The sequence below is a fragment of the Stenotrophomonas sp. 2694 genome (assembly GCF_040548715.1).
GTDB lineage: Bacteria > Pseudomonadota > Gammaproteobacteria > Xanthomonadales > Xanthomonadaceae > Stenotrophomonas > Stenotrophomonas indicatrix.
Genome location: NZ_JBEPSG010000003.1, coordinates 246258 through 266901 on the forward strand (window position 1 = coordinate 246258; position 20644 = coordinate 266901).

Below are 20644 nucleotides of genomic sequence, written 5' to 3' on the forward strand. Positions count from 1 at the left end.
CAGCCATGACCAGTACCGCGCAACTCACCTCGCCCGCTTCCGCCGACCTGCTCGACCGTGATTACACGCTCGACCACAAGTACACCCGCAACGAAGGGCGGATCTACCTGAGTGGCGTGCAGGCGCTGGTGCGGCTGCCGCTGATGCAGCGCCTGCGCGACGAAGCTGCGGGCATCGACAGCGCCGGTTTCATCAGTGGCTATCGCGGCAGCCCGCTGGGCGGCTTCGACCTGGAACTGTGGCGCGCGCGCAAGCACCTGGAAACGGCCAAGGTGAAGTTCACCCCGGGCCTCAACGAGGACCTGGGCGCCACCATGGTGTGGGGTACCCAGCAGACCAACCTGTTCCCCGGTGCCAACGTGCAGGGCGTGTTCGGCATGTGGTACGGCAAGGGCCCGGGCGTGGACCGCTGCGGCGACGTGTTCAAGCACGCCAATGCCGCCGGCACGTCGCGCCATGGTGGTGTGCTGGCACTGGCCGCCGATGACCATGCCTGCCGCAGCTCGACGCTGCCGCATGGCAGCGAGGACGAATTCGTCAGCGCGATGATGCCGGTGCTGAACCCGGCCGGCGTGCAGGACATCCTCGACATGGGCCTGCTCGGCTGGGCGATGAGCCGTTACACCGGGCGTTGGGTAGGCTTCAAGACGATCGCCGAGACTGTGGAATCGTCGGCCTCGGTCGAGGTTGATCCGCTGGCCCGGCGCATCGTGCTGCCGGAGGACTTCGACATGCCCGCCGGCGGCCTCAACATCCGCTGGCCCGATCCGCCGCTGGACCAGGAGATGCGCCTGCACCGCTATGCGGTGAAAGCCGCGCAGGCCTTCGCGCGTGCCAACGGCATCGACAAGGTGGTGATGGACGCGCCGCGTGCGCGGCTGGGCATCGTCACCACCGGCAAGAGCTACCTGGACGTGCTGCAGGCACTGGAATACCTGGGCCTGGACGAGCAGGCCTGCGCCGACATCGGCATCCGCGTGTACAAGGTCGGCATGACCTGGCCGCTGGAACCGGAAGGCATCGCGCGCTTTGCGCAGGGCCTGGAAGACATCATCGTGGTGGAGGAGAAGCGTGCCTTCATCGAGCGCCAGATGAAGGAGCAGTTCTTCAACTGGCCGGCCAGCTGGGGCCAGCGCCCGTCCATCGTCGGCAAGTACGACGAGGCCGGCGAGTGGATCCTGCCGTCCACCGGCGAACTGACCCCGGCCACCATCGCCGGCGTGATCGGTCGCCGCATCCAGAAGTTCTTCAACAACGAATCCATCGAGCAGCGCCTGCAGTGGATGCAGGAGAAGGAAGCCGAGCTTGCGTTGCCGCGCGCCAGCTTCCCGCGCGTGCCGCACTACTGCTCCGGCTGCCCGCACAACACCTCCACCACCGTGCCGGACGGTTCGCGTGCGCTGGCTGGCATCGGTTGCCATTACATGGTGACCTGGATGGACCGCAGCACCGACACCTTCACCCACATGGGTGGCGAAGGCGTGACGTGGGCCGGGCAGGCCGCGTTCACCGATACCCAGCACGTGTTCCAGAATCTGGGCGACGGCACCTATTTCCATAGCGGTTCGCTGGCCATCCGCCAGGCGATCGCCGCCGGCGTCAACATCACCTACAAGATCCTCTACAACGACGCGGTGGCGATGACCGGCGGGCAGCCGGTGGACGGCCCGTTGAGCGTGCCGGACATCGCAAAGCAGATGCGGGCCGAGGGCATCCACACCATCATGGTGTTGTCGGACAACATCGCCAAGTGGACGCGCCAGCGCGAGCATTTCCCCAGCGACGTGGAATTCCACGACCGCAGCGAGCTGGATGCGGTGCAGAAGCGCCTGCGCGAAGTGAAGGGTGTTTCGATCCTGATCTACGAACAGACCTGCGCCACCGAGAAGCGCCGCCGCCGCAAGCGCGGCAAGCTGGAAGACCCGGCCAAGCGGGTGATGATCAATTCGCTGGTCTGCGAAGGCTGCGGCGACTGCGGCAAGAAGAGTTTCTGCGTGTCGGTGCTGCCGAAGGAGACCGAGTTCGGTCGCAAGCGCGACATCGACCAGTCCAACTGCAACAAGGACTATTCCTGCGTCAACGGCTTCTGCCCGAGCTTCGTCACCGTGCACGGTGGGCAACCGCGCAAGGGCAGCAAGCGCGATGCCTCCACGCTGCTGGACAACCTGCCGGCACCGGTGGTGCGCGGCACCCTGGAGCAACCCTGGAACATCCTGATCACCGGCGTTGGCGGTACCGGCGTGGTAACCATCGGCGCCCTGCTGGGCATGGCCGGTCACCTTGAAGGCAAGGGCGCCTCGGTGCTCGACCAGACCGGCCTGGCGCAGAAGGGTGGCGCGGTGACCACGCACATCCGCATCGCCCGCCGCCCGGACGACATCCATGCGGTGCGCATCGCCGCTGGTGAAGCCGATCTGGTGCTGGGCTGCGACATGGTGGTGGTCAACGACTACTGGGCGCTGTCGAAGGTACGCGCTGGCCGTTCGCAGGTGGTGCTCAATACCTACGAAGCGATGCCGGGCACCTTCACCACCCGCCCGGACATGCAGTTCCCCGCCGCCGACATCATCGCCGGCGTGCGCGTGGCCCTGGGTGGCGAGGAGCCGCTGCTGCTGGACGCAACCCAGCTGGCCACCGCGCTGCTCGGCGATGCGATCGCCGCCAACCTGTTCATCCTCGGCTACGCCTGGCAGCAGGGCCTGGTGCCGCTGTCGTTCGAGTCGCTGATGCGCGCCATCGAACTCAACGGCGCGGCCGTGGCGATGAACCAGCAGGCCTTCGCCTGGGGCCGCCTGGCCGCGGTCGATCCGCAGGCCGTGCAGCAGGCCGCCGGCCTGGTGCGTAACCGCCACACCGACACCGAGAACACGCCGGGCCCGCTGCATGCGCTGCCGCCGGGCGAATGGGAAGGCAACGAGTGGGGCGCTACCGCCGCACCGCGCAACACCGGTGACGAGCGCGAGCTGCGCGGGCTGCCGACGCACGGTGGTGATGTCGCCTTCCTGCCGCTGGACGACGCGCGCCTGTCGCGCTCGCTGGACGAGATGATCGAGCGCCGCTCGGCCTTCCTGACCGACTACCAGGATGCCGCCTACGCCAACCGCTACCGCAGCCTGGTCGAGCGCGTACGCGCGGCCGAAGCCGAGCGCATCGGCGGCTCCACCGCGTTGACCGAAACCGTGGCCCGCTACCTGTTCAAGCTGATGGCGTACAAGGACGAGTACGAAGTGGCGCGTCTGTACACCAGCGGCGATTTCCAGCGGCGCCTGCAGCAGCAGTTCGAAGGCGATTACCAGCTGCGTTTCCATCTGGCACCGCCGCTGTTCGCCAGGAAGGACGAACAGGGCCGGCTGCAGAAGAAGGAATACGGCCCGTGGATGTTCAAGGCGTTCGGCCTGCTGGCGAAGCTGAAGTTCCTGCGCGGTGGTCGCCTGGATGTGTTCGGCCGCACCGAAGAGCGTCGCATGGAGCGCCAGCTGATCACCGATTACGAGGCGACTGTGCAGCAGCTGATCGACGGACTGGATGACGACCGCCTGGCACTGGCGGTGGAGATTGCCAGCGTGCCCGAGCACATCCGCGGCTTCGGCCACGTCAAGGAAGCGCACTTCGAGAAGGCCAAGGCCCGCGAAGCAGTGCTGCTGGCGCAGTGGCGCAACCCGAAGGCGCTGCATATCGTGCAGGTGGCTTGAAGGGAGTGCCGGCCGCTGGCCGGCCTCTGCCTGCCCCACGCATACCGTCGCTTCATGACAACGAACGCTGACATTTTGTAAATAGTCGCCGTTCGATTACATTCGACGAAATGTCATCGAACGGCGACTATTGCCTGGATGTCGTCGAGCGCATACATTCGCGGAATGGACGTCCTCCGAACTTCCCGAGACCTGGGCGTGGTCATCCGCCAACGTCGCAAGACACTCCGCTGGGATCAGGCGCAGTTGGCCGAACGCGTGGGAGTGAGCCGGCAGTGGGTCATCGAAATGGAGAAGGGCAAACCCCGGGCCGAACTGCAACTTGTACTGCGGACACTGAATGTACTCGGCCTGGTACTGACCGTCGGTAACGTCGAGGGCGAGTCATCCGTTGCTGATTCGTCGGAAATGCCTCTAGTGCTGCCCGATATCGACACTATCGTGGATGGCAACCGGCTGTACCCGGATGAACGTCGCAAGGCAGTTGTGCCGATCGATGGTCGTAACCGCAGCAAGGATCTCTGAGAACCTCTTCTCCCTGGAAACCGCGCTTCCGGCATGGACCTCAACGTACTCCTTTCCAACAGAGTGGCTGGATACCTTGGGCAGGATGCACATGGGCATCCAACGTTCCGTTACGCGGACAGTTGGCGCCAGACGCCGGGGGCCTATCCCTTGTCTCTCGCACTTCCGTTGGCGCAGGACAGTGCGCCCAGCGCAACGCTATCGGCGGTGCTGTGGGGACTGCTTCCGGACAACGAGGTACTGCTGCAACGATGGGCCTCGCGATTCCATGTATCAGCCCGCAATCCGGTCGCATTGCTCTCCCACGTGGGTGAGGACTGCGCGGGAGCCGTCCAGTTTGTGAGAAGTGAACGGCTCGCGGCCGTCCTTTCGGGCGAGAGCGACAGGCAGGAGCCACTGTCCACGCATGAAATCGCCCAACGCCTGCAGCGTGTACGTGTGGACCAAGCCGCAGCACGCCGACTCGATGATGTCGGACAGTTCAGCCTGGCCGGGGCGCAAGCCAAGATCGCCCTGTTACAGCGCGACGACGGGGGCTGGGAGATTCCCGCCGGTCGTATTCCAACGACCCATATCCTCAAGCCACCCAGCGGCGACTACGACGGATTCATCGAGAATGAGGTGTTCTGCCTACGTCTGGCCAGACACGTTGGCATGTCCGCCGCGTTTGCTGAAATGATCTGCGTGGAAGACGCACAGGCAATCTCCGTAAGGCGATACGACCGCATACGTACGGCGGCTGGATGGCAGCGTGTACACCAGGAAGACTTCTGCCAGGCTCTGGGCGTGATGCCCCAAATCAAGTATCAGAATCAGGGTGGACCCGGTCCTGCCGATCTTGCACGAGCGCTATGGGATCACTCCAGTCAACCGCGCTCGGATGTCGAGGCACTGCTGCAGGCACTGCAATTCAACTACCTCATCGGCGGCACGGATGCGCACGCGAAGAATTATTCGCTGCTGATAGGCGCCCAGGGAAGGGCCCGCCTTGCCCCTCTGTACGATATCTCCAGTGCCCTGCCCTACACCGAACTTGAGCACCGCAAGATCAAGATGGCGATGAAGATTGGCAGCCACTACCGCTGGTGGGACGTCCGCTTGATGGATTGGCGGTCTACCGCTGAGGCAATGAGACTTGATGCAGACAAGGCACTGTCTGGATTGTTCGACATGGCCAGCCAACTTCCCACGCTCGCGCGACAGTTACATGCGGAACTCCACGCGGAGGGGATTTGTCACCCGGTACTGAACCGCTTGCTCGATGCCATCGATATGAGCTGTCAGCGCTGCCTGCGGCAGTTTGAACAACCCGACGCCTGATCACCCCAACCGCCACAGCAGCAGACGGTTGTTGGACGGCATCGCCACATCCCCCAGGCGGGTAAAGCCGTTGTCGGCGGCCAGTGCCTGCACCGCTTCGCTATCGCGGATGCCGCTGCGCGGATCACGCGCCTTCAGCCACGCATCGAACTGCGCATTGCTGTCGCTGGTGTAGCGACCGCCGTAGTTGAACGGGCCGTACACCGCCAGCAACGCGCCGTGGCGCAGCAGGGGTGGCAGTGCGGCAAACAACGCCTGCACGTGCTCCCAGCTCATGATGTGCAGGGTATTGGCACTGAATGCAGCGTCGAACGTGCTGCCTTCCGGCAAGCTCAGGCCGGGCGCTGGCGGCAGTTCCACCTGCAGCGCCACCGGCGGCAGCAGGTTCAGCAGCGCCGCCTCCGCGCGCCAGGCCTCGATGCCCGGCAGATGATCCGGATGGTCGCTGGGCTGCCAGCGCAGCCATGGCCAGCGCTCGGTGAAGAAAGCAGCATGCTGGCCGGTGCCGCTACCGATCTCCAGCACCCGGTGGCGATCTCCCATCCACGGGTCGAGCGCAGCGGCGATCGGTTCGCGGTTGCGTTCGCAGGCTTCTGAATACGGCTTGCTCGACATCGAGACGGCGTCCAGGCGGGGTCGGCCTCATTGTGCACGAGGGGGGTAGTGAGCAGGGCTGCGCCCTGCACCTGCAGAGGCAGGAGCCGGGGCAACAGCCGAAGCAACAGCAAATGCGGGCTTCCTGTGGGATGGCGGGTTGGGTCCGGTGGCGGGGGACGCCGTAAACCCATCCTTGGGGGCTTGGCCGCGGCATCCATGCCGCGGACACCCCCGCCACCGGCCCCCTCCCGCCTTCGACAGTTTTCCGCGATCTGCTGGAACGGCTCTTGGGGTCAGATCCGTTTTCCTGCGGAAAACGGATCTGACCCCAGATTTATTTCGATACCTGACAGATGTGTCGACCAAGGTCGACACCTACCAACAGCCGCGGAGATCTGTCAGAGGTGGGGCGGTGTGGGGTGTCAGGACCGTTGGCGCCATGGATGGCGCCATCGAGCCCCCATGGACGGGTTTACGGCGTGTCCTGCCACCCCACACCGCCCCACCATCCCACGGAGAGCCCGCTTTTGACGTTGACGTTGCTGCTGAGGTTGCCGGCCAGCGGCCGGCACTACCGCAGGTGCAGGGCTGCAAGCCCTGCCGAAACCCTCCCCGACCATGACTGCAGTCACTTGCCCGAATGTCCGCCGCTGGCGAAAGTCGAGGAGTTGACGTGATCGGATCGGTCCTTTGCCGGCCGCACGGAAGTGAGAGAGAGACGCTGTGCAACGACGTGAGTTCCTGGCATTTTCCGCTCTGGGCCTGGCGGGCCTGGCCCTGCCGCATTCGCGGCTGATCGCCGCCGAGCAGTTGCTGGCCCCGGTCGACCCGGCCAAGCGCCGGCGCCTGGCCGAGGTCGCCCTCGCTGCCGCGCGTTCGGCCAAGGCCAGCTACTGCGACGTGCGCATCGGGCGCTACCTCAACCAGTCGGTGATCACCCGCGAGCACCAGGTCGGCAACGTGACCAACCGCGAATCGTCCGGTGTGGGCGTGCGGGTGATCGTCAACGGTGCGTGGGGTTTCGCCGCCACCCACCAGCAGACCGAAGCGGCGGTGCGCACCGCCGTCGAACAGGCCACCGCCATCGCCCGCGCCAATGCCAGCATCCAGTCCCGCCCGGTGCAGCTGGCGCCCACCCCGGCGGTCGGCGAGGTGCGTTGGCAGACACCCATCCGCCGCAATGCGATGGAAGTGCCGATCCAGGACAAGGTCGAGCTGCTGCTGGCGCTCAACGCCGCCGCGCTGAATGCGGGCGCCGACTACATCAATTCCACCCTGTTCCTGGTCAACGAACAGAAGTACTTCGCCTCCAGCGACGGTTCTTTCATCGACCAGGACATCCATCGCATCTGGCTGCCCTTCACCGCCACTGCCATCGACAAGGCCAGCGGCAAGTTCCGCACCCGCGCGGGCCTGTCCTCGCCGATGGGCATGGGCTACGAGTTCCTTGATGGCGATGCACGCGGCAAGGTGCAGCTGCCCGGTGGCATCACTGCGTACCGTGATTCCTATGACCCGGTCGAGGACGCCATCGCCGCCGCCCGCCAGGCGCGCGAGAAGCTGAAGGCGCCCTCGGTGAAGCCCGGCAAGTACGACCTGGTGCTGGATCCGTCCAACCTGTTCCTCACCATCCACGAGAACGTCGGCCACCCGCTGGAACTGGACCGCGTGCTCGGCTACGAGGCCAACTACGCCGGCACCAGCTTCGCCACGCTGGACAAGCGCGATGCTGGTTTCCGCTGGGGCAGCGACATCGTCACCTTCTTCGCCGACAAGACCCAGCCGGGCAGCCTCGGCGCGGTCGGCTACGACGACGAAGGGGTGAAGACCCAGCGCTGGGACCTGGTGCGCGACGGCATCCTGGTCGACTACCAGGCGACGCGCGATGAGGCGCACATCCTCGGCCGCGACGCCTCGCATGGCTGCAGCTATGCCGACTCGTGGTCCAGCGTGCAGTTCCAGCGCATGGCCAATGTCTCGCTGGCGCCGGGCAGGACGCCGCTCAGCGTGGAGGACATGATCAAGGACGTGGAGAACGGCATCTACATCCATGGCCGCGGCTCGTACTCCATCGACCAGCAGCGCTACAACGCGCAGTTTGGCGGCCAGCTGTACTACCAGATCAGGAACGGAAAGATCACCGGCATGGTCGAGGATGCGGCCTACCAGATCCGCACGCCGGAGTTCTGGAACGCCTGCACCGCCATCTGCGATGAACGCGACTTCCGCCTTGGCGGTTCGTTCTTCGACGGCAAGGGCCAGCCCGGCCAGGTGTCGGCGGTCTCGCACGGTTCGTCCACCACCCGTTTCAACGGCATCAACATCATCAACACCGCGCGCAGTCTCGGCGCTTGAGCCACCCGTCCTTCATGGAGAGCAGCCTTGCACAGACGTGACTTCCTGGCCCTGACCGGGCTTACCGCTGGCGGCCTGATCGTGCCGTCGTTCTTCGGCAAGGCGATCGCCGCCGAGCAACTGCAGTCCAGCCTCGACCCTGCGCTGAAGAAGCGCTTGGCCGACGCCGCCCTGCAGGCCGCGCGCAGCGCCGGCGCCACCTACTGCGACGTGCGCATCGGCCGCTACCTGCGGCAGTTCGTGATCACCCGCGAGGACAAGGTGCAGAACGTGGTCAACACCGAGTCCACCGGTGTGGGCATCCGCGTGATCGTCAACGGCGCCTGGGGCTTTGCCGCCACCAATGCGCTCAGCACCGCCGACGTGGCCCGTGCCGCGCAGCAGGCCGCGGCGATCGCCAAGGCCAACGCAGGCGTGCAGACCGCGCCGGTGCAGCTGGCCAAGGCGCCGGGCGTGGGCGAGGTCAGCTGGAAGACGCCGATCCGCAAGAACGCGATGGAGGTGCCGATCAAGGAGAAGGTCGACCTGCTGCTGGACGTCAACGCTGCGGCGATGGGCGCCGGTGCCAGCTTCGTCAACTCGATGCTGTTCCTGGTGAACGAGCAGAAGTACTTCGCCTCCACCGACGGTTCCTACATCGACCAGGACGTGCACCGCATCTGGGCACCGATGACGATCACCGCCATCGACAAGGCCAGCGGCAAGTTCCGCACCCGCGAAGGCCTGTCCGCACCGATGGGCCTGGGCTACGAGTACCTCGATGGCGCGGCTGCCGGCAAGGTGCTCACGCCCAATGGCGTGGTCAACTACGGCTCGTCCTACGACATGAAGGAAGATGCCATCGCGGCGGCCAAGCAGGCGCAGGAGAAGCTGAAGGCGCCGTCGGTGAAGCCCGGCAAGTACGACCTGATCCTGGATCCGTCGCACACCTGGCTGACCATCCACGAGTCGATCGGCCACCCGCTGGAACTGGACCGCGTGCTCGGCTACGAAGCCAACTACGCCGGCACCAGCTTCGCCACCCTGGACAAGCGCGAGCAGCATTTCCAGTACGGCAGCGAGCACGTGAACATCTTTGCCGACAAGACCCAGCCGGGCAGCCTCGGCGCCGTGGCGTACGACGATGAAGGCGTGAAGTGCAAGCGCTGGGACCTGATCAGCAACGGCAAGCTGGTCGACTACCAGACCATCCGCGACCAGGCCCACATCCTCGGCAAGACCGAATCCGATGGCTGCTGCTATGCCGACTCGTGGTCCAGCGTGCAGTTCCAGCGCATGGCCAACGTGTCCATGGCGCCGGGCAAGTCGCCGCTGAGCGTGTCGGACATGATCAAGGACGTGGAGAACGGCATCTACATCATCGGGGATGGTTCGTTCTCGATCGACCAGCAGCGCTACAACGCGCAGTTCGGCGGCCAGCTGTTCTACGAGATCAAGAACGGAAAGATCACCCGCATGCTCGAAGACGTGGCCTACCAGATCCGCACGCCGGAATTCTGGAATGCCTGCAGCGCCGTGGCCGATGAACGCGACTACCGCCTGGGCGGTTCGTTCTTCGATGGCAAGGGCCAGCCCGGCCAGGTCTCGGCGGTCTCGCACGGTTCGTCCACCGCGCGCTTCAACGGCATCAACGTCATCAACACCGCACGCAGCCTCGGCTGACCGGTCAGGAGCCCTTACACCATGAGTATCTTCACCGAAGCCCAGGCCAAGGCCATCCTCGACAAGGTCATCGCCCTGTCCAAGGCCGATGAGTGCACGGCCGTACTGGCCGGTTCCATCAACGGCAACATCCGTTTCGCCCTGAACAACGTGTCCACCAGCGGCATCGTCGACAACACCGAACTGGCCGTCACCGTGGCCTTCGGCAAGCGCGTGGGTACCGCCTCGATCAACGAGTTCGACGACGCGGCGCTGCAGCGCGTGGTGCGTCGCGCCGAAGACCTGGCCCGCCTGGCCCCGGAAAACCCGGAGTTCATGCCGGCCATCGGCAAGCAGACCTACCGCCCCAGCCCGACCTTCAGCGAATCCACCGCCGCCATCGATCCGGCCTTCCGCGCCAAGGTCGCCGCCGATTCGATCGCGCCGTGCCGTGGCAACGGGCTGATCGCTGCCGGCTTCCTCGAAGACGGCCAGGGTTTCTACGCCACGGCCAACAGCAATGGCAACTTCGGCTACCAGCGCACCACCAACTTCGACTACACCTGCACCGTGCGCACCGAAGACGGCCGTGGTTCGGGCTGGGTGGGTCGCAACCTGAAGGACGCTGCCGACTTCAAGGCCGACCAGGACATCCGCATCGCCATGCGCAAGGCGACCGAGTCGCAGGAAGCCAAGGCACTGGAACCCGGCAAGTACACGGTGATCCTGGAGCCAGCAGCAGCCGCCGGCCTGATCAGCTTCATGATGAACTTCTTCAGCGCACGCTCGGCCGATGAAGGGCGCAGCTTCCTGTCGAAGAAGGGCGGTGGCAACAAGCTGGGCGAGCAGGTCTACGATCCGCGCGTGAACATGCATGCCGACCCGTGGCACCCGGACGCGCCGGTGCTGCCGTGGGACAACGAGGGCATGCCGCGTGAGCGCATCGCCATCATCGAGAACGGCAAGGTCGCCAACCTCGACTACTCGCGCTTCTGGGCACAGAAGCAAGGCAAGACCGCCAAGGCCACGCCCGGCAACCTGCTGATGAGCGGTGGCGAGAAGAGCACCGCCGAACTGGTGCGCGGCACCCAGAAGGGCATCCTGGTCACCCGTACCTGGTACATCCGCATGGTCGATCCGCAGACCGTGCTGCTGACCGGCCTGACCCGCGATGGCACCTTCTACATCGAGAACGGGCAGATCAAGCATCCGGTGAAGAACTTCCGCTTCAACGAATCGCCGGTGATCATGCTCAACAACATCGAAGAGCTGGGCAAGCCGGTGCGCGTGGCCGGTGACGAGTCCAACTTCGTGATGATGATTCCGCCGATGAAGCTGCGCGATTTCACCTTTACCTCGTTGTCCGACGCGGTCTGATGGATCGGCGGGCCTGCCTGCGCTGGTTGGCCGCTGCCGCTTCGGCGGCGGCGCTGCCGGCATGGGCGCAGGCAGGCCCGCGCAGTTCGCGCTACGACTTCTGGTTCACCCGCCTGCAGTACGACTCCGGCGACTGGGACGTGGACGCGCGCATGCCGTCCAACCTGATCACCTCGCTGATCGACTACACCTCCCTGCGGGTGGACCCGCAGGAACGCGTGGTGGCGTTGGCCGACCCGCGCATGCTGGAAGCGCCGTTCTGCTACCTGGCCGGGCACACCCTGGTCGAGTTCAACGCCGCCGAACGGCAGAACTTCGTGCGCTACGTGCGCAATGGTGGCTTCGTCTTCGTCGACGACTGCAACCACGATATCGACGGCCTGTTCGCCACCTCGTTCGAAGCGCAGATGGGCCGGCTGTTCGGGCCGAAGGCGCTGCAGAAACTGCCCAACAGCCACGCGCTGTACCGCAGCTTCTTCCGCTTCCCCGACGGCCCGCCTGCGACCAGCTTCGAGCTCAACGGCTGGGGCGATGACCTGGTGCACGACTACCTGAAAGGCATCGAGGTCGATGGCCGGCTGGGTCTGCTCTACAGCAACAAGGATTACGGCTGCGAGTGGGACTACGACTGGCGCAACAAGCGTTTCCTGGCCGAAGACAACACCCGCTTCGGCGTCAACATCGTGATGTACGCATTGAACAATTGAACGGACCACGCCCATGACCTCCCCCGACCTCGATTCCCTGCTGCCGCGCCTGCACGCGCTGCGCAGCGCCCTGGCCCACGCCGTGGTCGGCCAGCACACCGTGGTCGAGCAGCTGCTGATCGGCCTGCTGGCCGGTGGCCACTGCCTGCTGGAAGGCGCCCCGGGGCTGGGCAAGACCCTGCTGGTGCGCTCGCTGGGGCAGGCACTGGAACTGCAGTTCCGGCGCGTGCAGTTCACCCCGGACCTGATGCCCAGCGACATCCTGGGCACCGAACTGCTGGAAGAGGACCACGGCACCGGTCATCGCCATTTCCGCTTCCAGCAGGGCCCGATCTTCACCAACCTGCTGCTGGCCGACGAGCTCAACCGCACCCCGCCCAAGACCCAGGCGGCGCTGCTGGAAGCGATGCAGGAGCGTACGGTCAGCTACGCCGGCACGACCTACACATTGCCGGCGCCGTTCTTCGTGCTGGCCACGCAGAATCCGATCGAACAGGCCGGTACCTACCCCTTGCCCGAAGCACAGCTGGACCGCTTCCTGCTGCATGTGCTGGTCGATTACCCCAGCGAGGAAGAAGAGCGGCAGATCCTTGAACAGACCACCGGCGGTGCCACGGAAAGCGTGCCGAAGGTGATGGATGCCGAAGCGGTGATCGCGCTGCAGGCGGCGGTGCGCCAGGTGCATGTCAGCCCCGACGTACTGGCCTGGATCACCCGCCTGGTCCGCGCCAGCCGCCCCGGCGATGGCGCACCGGCGGCGATCAACCAGTGGGTGAAGTGGGGCGCGGGTCCGCGTGCCGGGCAGTCGCTGGTGCTGGCCGCCAAGGCGCGCGCCCTGCTGCAGGGACGCTTCGCCGCCACCCGCGAGGATGTGCAGGCGCTGGCGGCACCGGTGATGCGCCATCGCCTGCTGCTGTCCTTTGCCGCCGAAGCCGAGCAGAAGCGGGCCGACGATGTGGTCGCCGCACTGCTGCAGGCCGTTCCCTTCCCGGGTTGATCCACTGGTGACCGCAGGCACGCCGCTGCTGCTGCCACCCGACCTGCGTGCGCGCCTGCGTGCGCTGCGCCTGCGGCCACGCCTGGCCAGCGGTGCGAGCGGCATCGGCCAGCATGCCAGCCGCAGCCGCGGCGCCGGCCTGGAATTCGCCCAGTACCGCGCGTACGAGCCCGGTGACGAACTGCGCCAGATCGACTGGAAGCTGTATGCGCGCTCGGACCGCTTCTTCGTGCGCGAATCCGAGCGCGAAAGCCCGATCACCGTCTGGCTGCTGCTCGATGCCACGGCCTCGGCGGGCCAGTCCGACCATACAGCGCCCGGACGCAGCCGCCTGGATCACATGCGGCAGCTGGCTGCCTGCGTGGTCGAGCTGGCGCTGCAGCAGGGTGATCGCTTCGGCCTGCTGGCGATCAACGGCGAAGGCCTGCAGCTGGTGCCGGCCGCGCATGGCGCGCGCCAGCGCGACCGCGTGCATCTGCAGCTGCATGCCCTGCAGGCGCGCGGCGCATGGCCGGCCGCAGAGCGGCTGCGACCGCTGTGGGAGCGCGTGCGCCCCGGCGATCTGCTGCTGGCCATCGGCGATGGTTTCGACGACGCGGGCATCGTGCTGCTGGAGCAGCTGGCCAGCGCCCGCCGCGAGGTGATGCTGCTGCAGGTACTGACGGCCGACGAGCGCGATTTCCCCTTCGACGCAGGCCATCGTTTCCGCGATCCGGAAACGGGCGATGAACTTCTCGGCGATGGCGCCGCGATCCGCGCCGACTACCTGCAGCGCTTCACCCAGGCGCGCGCCGCGCTGCAGTCGCGCCTGCAGGCCAGTGGCATCGCCTGCGCGACCGGTTGGCTGGATCAGCCGCTGGACCAGCCGCTGCAGGCGCTGTTCGGCCGCAGGGGCGGCGCATGAGCCTGCTGTTCCCGCTGGGCCTGGCGGCGCTGGCCGCATGGCTGCTGCCATTGCTTATCCACCTCGCCCGCCGTCATCCCTACACGCCGCTGGATTTCGCTGCGCTGCGCTGGCTGCGCGCCCAGGTGCGACCGCGGCAGCGCATCCGCTTCGATGATTGGCCGCTGTTGCTGGTGCGCTTGCTGTTGCTGGCCGCACTGGCCCTGCTGCTGGCGCGCCCGGCGCTGACCGGTCCTGCGCCCGTGCCAGCAGCGTGGACGGTGGTGGCACCGGGCCTGGACGCGACCGCGCTGCGCGGCAGCACCGATGCGCGCAACTGGCATTGGCTGGCGCCGGGCTTCCCCACCATCGACCAGCCCGCGCCGGCAGACGCTGCTGCCCTGCCCAGCCTGCTGCGCGAGCTGGACGCGCAGTTGCCGGCCGGCACCGCGCTGACCGTACACGTACCCGATCCCTTGCCCGGCCTTGATGGTGCCCGCCTGCAGCTGTCGCGCGAGGTGCAGTGGCAGCCACACGCGCTGGCCGTCACCGCGCCGCCACACACTTCCCAGGCACCACGCCTGCGTACGCGCAGCGATGCACCGGCCGCTGCGCTGCAATGGCTGGGCGCGTTGCAGCGCGCGTGGAGCACGCAACCATTGGCGGCCCCCTTGGCCGACGACGCGTTGCCTGCCCGCGGCGAGATCGGCGTCTGGACCGCCAACGATGCGCTGCCTGGCACCTGGCAGCGCTGGCTGCAGCAGGGCGGCACGCTGCTGACCGCTGCGAAGCCGCCAGCGGGTGCACCCGTACTGCTGCGCGATGCAGACAATGCACCGCTGCTGTGGCAGCAGCGCATCGGCCAGGGCCGCCTGCTGCATCTGCCCGGCGAATGGAACGTGGCCCGCAACAGTGCACTGCGCGATGACGGCCTGCCGCGCGACCTGCTGCAGGCCCTGCAACCGCCATCAACGCCGCAGCTGGGTGATGCGCAGGACCAGACACCACGCCAGGCGGCCCTGCCCGCCGCAACGCCGCCCCTGCGCGAACCCACCGCCTGGCTGCTGCTGGTGATCGTGCTGCTGTTCGCGCTTGAGCGCTGGATGGCGAGCAGCGCGCGACGCAGGGCTGCACCATGAAGAGGCTGCAACAGGCATGGCAGCGCGCACGTCGGCGCCGCGCGGCGATCACCCTGCTGCTGGGCCTGCCGTGGGCGCTGGCGTCAGCGGCACTCGCGCTGCGCGTGTCCGGATTCGATATCGCCTGCGTCGTGGCGACCGTGGCCCTGCTGATCATTGTGGCCGCAGCGACGATGCGCGCCCGGCAGCTGGACCGACGCTGGTTGCAGCGCAGGCTCGATGCCAGTGGCGCCAGCGAAGACAGCGCCGATCTGCTGTTTGCCGATGGCGCTGCGCTCAACCCATTGCAACAGCGCCAGCGCACCCACGTGCTGGCTGCACTTGAACACAACCTCCCCGAGCTGCGACCACGCTGGCCACGCAGGGCAGTGGCGCTGTGCTGGATCGGCGGCATCGTCGTCGCCGTGCTGGCACTGGGCTGGCCGCACAGCGGCGCACCGCGCCCCACGGCGCCTGCCTCGCCGCAAAGCAGCACCAAGGCCGGTCCATTGCGCCTGCAGTCCACTCGACTGCGCATCGACGCACCGGCCTACACCGGCCAACCCACGCGTACGCAGAACGCACTCGACGCCAAGGTCGCCGCCGACAGTCGCCTGTCCTGGTCACTGCGCTTCGACCGTGCACCCAGCAGCGCCTGGCTGCAGTTCCACGACGGTCGACGCCTTCCGTTGCGCGAGCGCAATGGTGAATGGCAGGCGCAGGACGTAGCGCGTACCCCGGTGCTGTATCGCGTGATCAGCCAACCGGCGCTGGCCGAAACCCGCCTGCATCGGCTCGACGTGGTCGCCGACCGTGCGCCGACGGTGCGCGTGATCGAGCCTGCCACCAGCCTGGTGCTGGGCACCCCCGGGCAACGGCAGTGGACGCTGCGCTTCGAGGCCAGCGACGATCATGGCGTCTCCGCGCGGGCGACGCTGTCGATCACCATCACCCAGGGCAGCGGCGAGAACATCACCTTCGTACGCCGCAGCGTGCCGCTCAGCGGCAGCGGCGAGGCGAAGGCACGGCGCTTTGCCCATACCCTTGATCTGGCCGCGCTGGGCGCACAGCCCGGCAACGATGTGATCGCCCAACTGGAAGTGCGCGACAACCACGCGCCGGCAGCACAGGTCGGTCGCAGCAGCAGCGTGATCCTGCGCCTGCCCAGCGCCGAGGCCGTGCTCGGTGCCGAACTGGAAGGCCGCATCAAGAAGACCCTGCCCGCGTACTTCCGCAGCCAGCGGCAGATCATCATCGACGCCGAGGCGTTGATCCGCGAACGCCGGAGCGTAGCCGCCGATACCTTCGTCAAGCGCAGCGATGCGATCGGCGTCGACCAGCGCATCCTGCGCCTGCGCTACGGCCAGTTCCTGGGCGAAGAAAGCGAGGGCGCGCCGAAGCCACCGCCGACCAGCGACCTGCCCACCAGCGATACGCCGGCGGCAGACGCACACGATGACGATCATGAGCACGGTCACGGCGCCGAGGCCGGCGCACACGACGAGCACGGCCACGACCACGGTGGCGCAGCCAGCGGCAATGACACGCCACCGGTGTTCGGCAGCGCCACCGACGTGCTGTCCGAGTACGGGCATACCCACGACCACGCCGAGGCGGCGACGCTGCTTGACCCGCAGACACGCGCCACCTTGAAGGCCGCGCTGGACCAGATGTGGTCGGCCGAAGGCGAGCTGCGCCAGGGCCGCCCCGAGCAGGCCCTGCCGTTTGCCTACAAAGCGCTGGCGTTCATCAAGCAGGTGCAGCAGGCCGAGCGCATCTATCTGGCGCGCGTCGGCCCGGAGCTGCCGCCGATCGACGAGAGCCGGCGCCTGAGCGGCGACCGTGCCGGGCTGGCCAGCCGCAACCTGCCGCTGGCCGCGCGCACGCCGCCCGATCCGGCCGTCGTCGAGGCCTGGCAGCGATTGGGCGACGAGGACGGCACGCCCGATCTGGACATGCTGGCCGCCTGGCAGCAGCGCAACAACGCCTTCCTGCCCGATGCACTGGACCTGGCTGCCGCCATCGAACAACTACGCATCGACGCCGGCTGCACCGAGTGCCGGCAGCGCCTGCGCGCGCAGCTGTGGCGCGCACTGCAGCGGCCACTGCCGCAGGTGATGCGACGCCGTGCGGCAGATGCCATGGGCCAGCGCTACCTCGACGCGCTGCAGGCACAGCCATGAGCACATCGGCATTGAACGTGTGGGTCGCAGTGGCGCTGGCGCTGATCGTGCTCGTGGCCAGTGCACGCCAACTGCGTTCGCCCACGCGAGGGCGCGGCCGTCTTATCGCCGTGCTCACGCTGCAGGCGGCCGCCGCTGCGCTGCTGTACGTCTGCCTGCTGCCGCCCTCACAGCGCGCTTCCCTGGCCGGCCTGGTGGTGATCGGCGCCGGGGCCGACAAGACCGGTGCACTGCCCACCGGCGGCACCCGGGTGCTGCTGCCGGAAGCAACCGATATGGCCGGTGCAGCGCGCGTGCCGGACCTGGCCACCGCACTGCGCCGCTATCCGACCTCCACGGTGACACTGATCGGTGCCGGCCTGGCCGCGCGTGACCGCGATGCCGCACTGCCCGCCGACACGCGCTGGCAGGCACCCCCTGCAGCCAACGGCTGGATCGCCCTGCAGCCGCCCGTGGACACCGCTCCCGGTGCGCGCTTCGATGTGCACGCACAGGCACGTGGGGTAGACCGCGCGCAGGCCGAACTGCTGGACCCGGCCGGTGCGGTGGTCGATCGTGCACCGCTGGCGGCGGACGGCCATGTGCAACTCAGCGGCATCGCCCGCGCCGAGGCCCGCAGCGTGTTCCAGCTGCGCCTGCTGGATGCGCAGGGCCATGTGGCCGACAGCGTGCCGGTGCCGCAGCAGACACTGGCCGCCGCTCCGCTGCGCGTGCTGGTGCGCTCGGCTGCCCCCGGCGCCGAACTGAAGTACCTGCGGCGCTGGGCCACCGATGCCGGCATCCGCGTACAGGTGCAGGCCGAGACCGGCGCAGGCCTCAGCCTGGGCGACGGCAACGTGGCGTTGGACGCCTCCACGCTGGCGCGCAGCGATCTGCTGCTGCTCGACGAACGCAGCCTGGCCGCGCTCGGTGCCGCTCAGCTGGCGGCCGTGCGCCAGGCCCTGCGCGATGGCCTGGGCCTGCTGGTGCGCAGTACCGGCGCGCCATCAGCCAGCGCACGGCAACGCCTGCGCGATCTCGGCCTGCCCGTGCAGGGCGATGCCGGCAGCCAGGTTGCGGCAATGCCCGGCGAGGGTGACGCAACGATGCTGCAGGCACGTCGCGGGCCGCTTGCCGCCGGCACTCTGCCCACCGCTGATGGCGAAGACGCCGACCGCGCGTCGCACGCCGCGGCGCTGCCGGCGCTGGAGTACCTGGCGCTGCAGGCAGCCGACAGTCGCCCCCTGCTGCAGGATCGCGACGGCAAGCCCATCGGTGGGTGGCGCGCCGTCGGCAAGGGGCGCATCGGGCTGCTGCCGATCACGGACAGCTGGCGCTGGGTACTGGCCGGTCGCGAGGATCGCCACGGTGAGTTGTGGAGCACGGTGTTCGCCTCCCTCGCTCGCGCGCAGCCCGGTACCGAAGGACCGTGGTCGACACAGGCACTGGCCTGGGCCGGCGAACGGCAGTCACTGTGCGGCGTGCAGGCACCGCTGCGGGCCTTCGACGGACGCGGCGATGGCGTGCCGCTGATCGTCGACAGCACCACCGGCACAACACGATGCGCGGGCTGGTGGCCGCGCCAGGCCGGTTGGCAGCGCCTGCAGCACGGCGACCGCACGCAGTGGCGCTACGTGTTCGATCCGAAGCAGGCCCCTGCCCTGCACCGGCAGGCGATGACTGATGCCACCGCGCAGCGGCTGACCACTGCCGCGCCAGCAACCGCGCAGGCGAGCCAGCGTGTACCAGGGCCGCGCTGGCCGTGGTGGCTGGCGTTCGTGCTGTGCGCATCGCTGCTCTGGTGGCTTGAGCGCCGACGCTGATCCCGGGGTTGATCCCGGGGTCGGATCCCTTTCGCCTACGAAAGGGCCCTGACCCCACCGTTTGGATCGCGAACACCATCCACGCATGGCGTGGATCTACTTGCGCCGATACACACCGTTGAAGCGCACGTTCATGCCGCCGCACTCGCTGTTGTCGGCCACGATCAGCACATCGCCCAGCAGCTGCGCGTGCACCGTGCAGGTGTCCTCCACGAAGTCGACCTGGGCACCACGCGGTACTGCCTGCGCGCTTACCGCGCCGATGTTCGGGCCGCCTGGGCGTTCTGCCGGCGTCGGGTTGGCCGAGGGCCAGTAGGCATCGCCTTCCACGTGCAGGCGGCCGTCACGCACACGGATGCGCAGGCCGTTGTCACTGTCCTTCCAGTCTCCCGACCAGGCCTGCAGCGTCGGCGCGGGTACCGGCAACGCCTGCAGCTTGCTGCGATCCACCCAGCCTGCGCTGCCACCCACCTTGTTCGGGAAGAACGCGCAGCGGTAGCGACCAAGATCACGCCCGGTCACCACCGTGTCGCCACTCACCACGTAGCTGCGCTGGCGGCAGGCGGGTTCGCCCTTGGCCGGGCAGCCGTCCATGTCGCCCAGCAGGAACAGGCGCGGCGTGCCCACCACCTTGGCCAGGGCAAAGCCCGATTGTTCCGAAGGGAACGCGCCATTACGGCACGAACCGCCATCGGTCAGGTCGCTGGCGGACGCGGCAAGCGGGCTCAGCGTTGCAAGCAGGAACAGGGTACGCAGCGGCATCCAGGCAGCCTCGAAGGGAAGGCCCGCAGGATAACGCCTACTTCTCCGGCGGTGCGCCGCAACCATCCTGCTGGGCGCAGAACTGCAGCGCGCGCCGTTGCTGCTCGGCGCTCAGTTCCGGTGGCGGCCGCGCGATGGCCGACTGGATCTGGTCCGGGCCACCCGTGATCTTGTTCAGGCCCTTGGCCGCAGCCATCACGCCCTTGACCACGCCCATCATGATGTAACCGCCGCCCATGCTGACCTGCTCGGGCGAGGGCGGCTCACTCCAGTCGCGGCTGAAGCGGTTGTTCTCCGCGCGCATCGGGTTCTTGAAGCGGTACAGGTCCAGCGGCTGGTCGTCTTCGGGTTTGAGCGCGCGCACTTCGCCCAGCGTGGTCACGGTGTCCTGCGGCAGGGTGCTGGAAACCGGCGTGGTTGCCGCCGGCGCGTCTGCAGGGGCTGCAGGGGCTGCAGGGGCAGGATCGGGCACTGCCACGGGCGCCTGCTGCGCCTGCGCGATGCCGGCCAGCAGCAGGCCGGCCAGAAGTGCTCCCTGCGTTGCGCGTTTTGCCACAGCCATCCGCCCTTGCCTGTTGCGTCCAAGTGTCGAGGATACGGATGCGGGCTTCAGATTTCGTTGGCAACCACGTGGGCGTTCAGGCTGTGTCCCGCATCACCGGACCCGGCCGGCGCGCCGAAGTTT

15 protein-coding genes are annotated in these 20644 nt (G+C 67.5%); 12 read left to right on the forward strand and 3 right to left on the reverse strand.

The window, feature by feature from the left end; all coding sequences use genetic code 11:
- The first annotated feature begins 5 nt into the window (after positions 1-5).
- From ABIA73_RS06095 to ABIA73_RS06105, 3 genes are all read left to right on the forward strand, one after another.
- Entirely contained in the window at positions 6-3692 is a 3687-nt protein-coding gene (locus ABIA73_RS06095; protein WP_025876000.1) for an indolepyruvate ferredoxin oxidoreductase family protein, read from the forward strand.
- A 198-nt stretch (positions 3693-3890) separates the two neighbouring features.
- A complete protein-coding gene (locus ABIA73_RS06100) occupies positions 3891-4217 on the forward strand; it encodes a helix-turn-helix domain-containing protein (RefSeq protein WP_229655653.1) in 327 nt (108 codons plus the stop codon).
- A 33-nt stretch (positions 4218-4250) separates the two neighbouring features.
- Positions 4251-5537 carry a type II toxin-antitoxin system HipA family toxin gene (locus ABIA73_RS06105; protein WP_025876004.1) on the forward strand — a complete coding sequence of 429 codons (1287 nt, stop codon included), beginning with the start codon at positions 4251-4253 and terminating at the stop codon, positions 5535-5537.
- On the opposite strand, the gene ABIA73_RS06110 is transcribed toward ABIA73_RS06105, so the two are convergent.
- A complete protein-coding gene (locus tag ABIA73_RS06110) occupies positions 5538-6152 on the reverse strand; it encodes a DUF938 domain-containing protein (RefSeq protein WP_223483157.1) in 615 nt (204 codons plus the stop codon).
- Between the two features lie 705 nt (positions 6153-6857).
- On the opposite strand from ABIA73_RS06110, the gene ABIA73_RS06115 reads away from it, so the two are divergent.
- From ABIA73_RS06115 to ABIA73_RS06155, 9 genes are read left to right on the forward strand one after another with little or no spacing between them, the layout of a single operon-like run.
- On the forward strand, positions 6858-8489 hold the full coding sequence (locus ABIA73_RS06115) for a TldD/PmbA family protein (protein WP_025876008.1): 1632 nt from the start codon (positions 6858-6860) through the stop codon (positions 8487-8489).
- A gap of 27 nt (positions 8490-8516) precedes the next feature.
- Positions 8517-10151, forward strand: coding sequence for a TldD/PmbA family protein (locus tag ABIA73_RS06120; protein WP_025876010.1), 1635 nt, complete (start codon positions 8517-8519; stop codon positions 10149-10151).
- A gap of 21 nt (positions 10152-10172) precedes the next feature.
- The gene (locus tag ABIA73_RS06125; RefSeq protein ID WP_025876012.1) at positions 10173-11507 is read left to right on the forward strand and encodes a TldD/PmbA family protein; all 1335 of its coding nucleotides are present in this window, start codon (positions 10173-10175) and stop codon (positions 11505-11507) included.
- Positions 11507-12214 (forward strand): DUF4159 domain-containing protein, encoded by a 708-nt coding sequence (locus ABIA73_RS06130; protein ID WP_025876014.1) that lies wholly within the window; start codon positions 11507-11509, stop codon positions 12212-12214. The genes ABIA73_RS06125 and ABIA73_RS06130 overlap by 1 nt, the downstream gene beginning before the upstream one ends.
- A gap of 13 nt (positions 12215-12227) precedes the next feature.
- Positions 12228-13211: an AAA family ATPase gene (locus tag ABIA73_RS06135; RefSeq protein WP_025876016.1), complete on the forward strand. Its 984-nt coding sequence runs from the start codon at positions 12228-12230 to the stop codon at positions 13209-13211.
- A gap of 7 nt (positions 13212-13218) precedes the next feature.
- Positions 13219-14115, forward strand: a complete 897-nt coding sequence (locus tag ABIA73_RS06140; protein ID WP_025876018.1) for a DUF58 domain-containing protein — start codon at positions 13219-13221, stop codon at positions 14113-14115.
- Positions 14112-15233: a BatA domain-containing protein gene (locus ABIA73_RS06145; protein ID WP_025876020.1), complete on the forward strand. Its 1122-nt coding sequence runs from the start codon at positions 14112-14114 to the stop codon at positions 15231-15233. The genes ABIA73_RS06140 and ABIA73_RS06145 overlap by 4 nt, the downstream gene beginning before the upstream one ends.
- A complete protein-coding gene (locus ABIA73_RS06150; protein ID WP_354275544.1) occupies positions 15230-17395 on the forward strand; it encodes a hypothetical protein in 2166 nt (721 codons plus the stop codon). Before ABIA73_RS06145 ends, ABIA73_RS06150 begins: the two co-directional genes overlap by 4 nt.
- Positions 17392-19197 (forward strand): hypothetical protein, encoded by a 1806-nt coding sequence (locus ABIA73_RS06155; RefSeq protein WP_301866205.1) that lies wholly within the window; start codon positions 17392-17394, stop codon positions 19195-19197. The genes ABIA73_RS06150 and ABIA73_RS06155 overlap by 4 nt, the downstream gene beginning before the upstream one ends.
- A 96-nt stretch (positions 19198-19293) precedes the next feature.
- Here ABIA73_RS06155 and ABIA73_RS06160 read toward each other — a convergent pair whose 3' ends face one another.
- Together ABIA73_RS06160 and ABIA73_RS06165 are read right to left on the reverse strand one after the other, a co-directional pair.
- Positions 19294-19959: a hypothetical protein gene (locus ABIA73_RS06160; RefSeq protein WP_032978392.1), complete on the reverse strand. Its 666-nt coding sequence runs from the start codon at positions 19957-19959 to the stop codon at positions 19294-19296.
- A gap of 37 nt (positions 19960-19996) precedes the next feature.
- Positions 19997-20521 (reverse strand): hypothetical protein, encoded by a 525-nt coding sequence (locus ABIA73_RS06165; protein ID WP_354275545.1) that lies wholly within the window; start codon positions 20519-20521, stop codon positions 19997-19999.
- Between the last annotated feature and the right edge of the window lie 123 nt (positions 20522-20644).

Excerpts from the sequence above, each read along its gene's own strand:
- ABIA73_RS06135 (WP_025876016.1), top strand. The coding sequence starts at position 12,228 with ATGACCTCCCCCGACCTCGATTCCCTGCTGCCGCGCCTGCACGCGCTG.
- ABIA73_RS06110 (WP_223483157.1), bottom strand. The coding sequence starts at position 6,152 with ATGTCGAGCAAGCCGTATTCAGAAGCCTGCGAACGCAACCGCGAACCG.
- ABIA73_RS06155 (WP_301866205.1), top strand. The coding sequence starts at position 17,392 with ATGAGCACATCGGCATTGAACGTGTGGGTCGCAGTGGCGCTGGCGCTG.
- ABIA73_RS06130 (WP_025876014.1), top strand. The coding sequence starts at position 11,507 with ATGGATCGGCGGGCCTGCCTGCGCTGGTTGGCCGCTGCCGCTTCGGCG.
- ABIA73_RS06165 (WP_354275545.1), bottom strand. The coding sequence starts at position 20,521 with ATGGCTGTGGCAAAACGCGCAACGCAGGGAGCACTTCTGGCCGGCCTG.
- ABIA73_RS06105 (WP_025876004.1), top strand. The coding sequence starts at position 4,251 with ATGGACCTCAACGTACTCCTTTCCAACAGAGTGGCTGGATACCTTGGG.
- ABIA73_RS06095 (WP_025876000.1), top strand. The coding sequence starts at position 6 with ATGACCAGTACCGCGCAACTCACCTCGCCCGCTTCCGCCGACCTGCTC.
- ABIA73_RS06145 (WP_025876020.1), top strand. The coding sequence starts at position 14,112 with ATGAGCCTGCTGTTCCCGCTGGGCCTGGCGGCGCTGGCCGCATGGCTG.
- ABIA73_RS06160 (WP_032978392.1), bottom strand. The coding sequence starts at position 19,959 with ATGCCGCTGCGTACCCTGTTCCTGCTTGCAACGCTGAGCCCGCTTGCC.
- ABIA73_RS06125 (WP_025876012.1), top strand. The coding sequence starts at position 10,173 with ATGAGTATCTTCACCGAAGCCCAGGCCAAGGCCATCCTCGACAAGGTC.
- ABIA73_RS06150 (WP_354275544.1), top strand. The coding sequence starts at position 15,230 with ATGAAGAGGCTGCAACAGGCATGGCAGCGCGCACGTCGGCGCCGCGCG.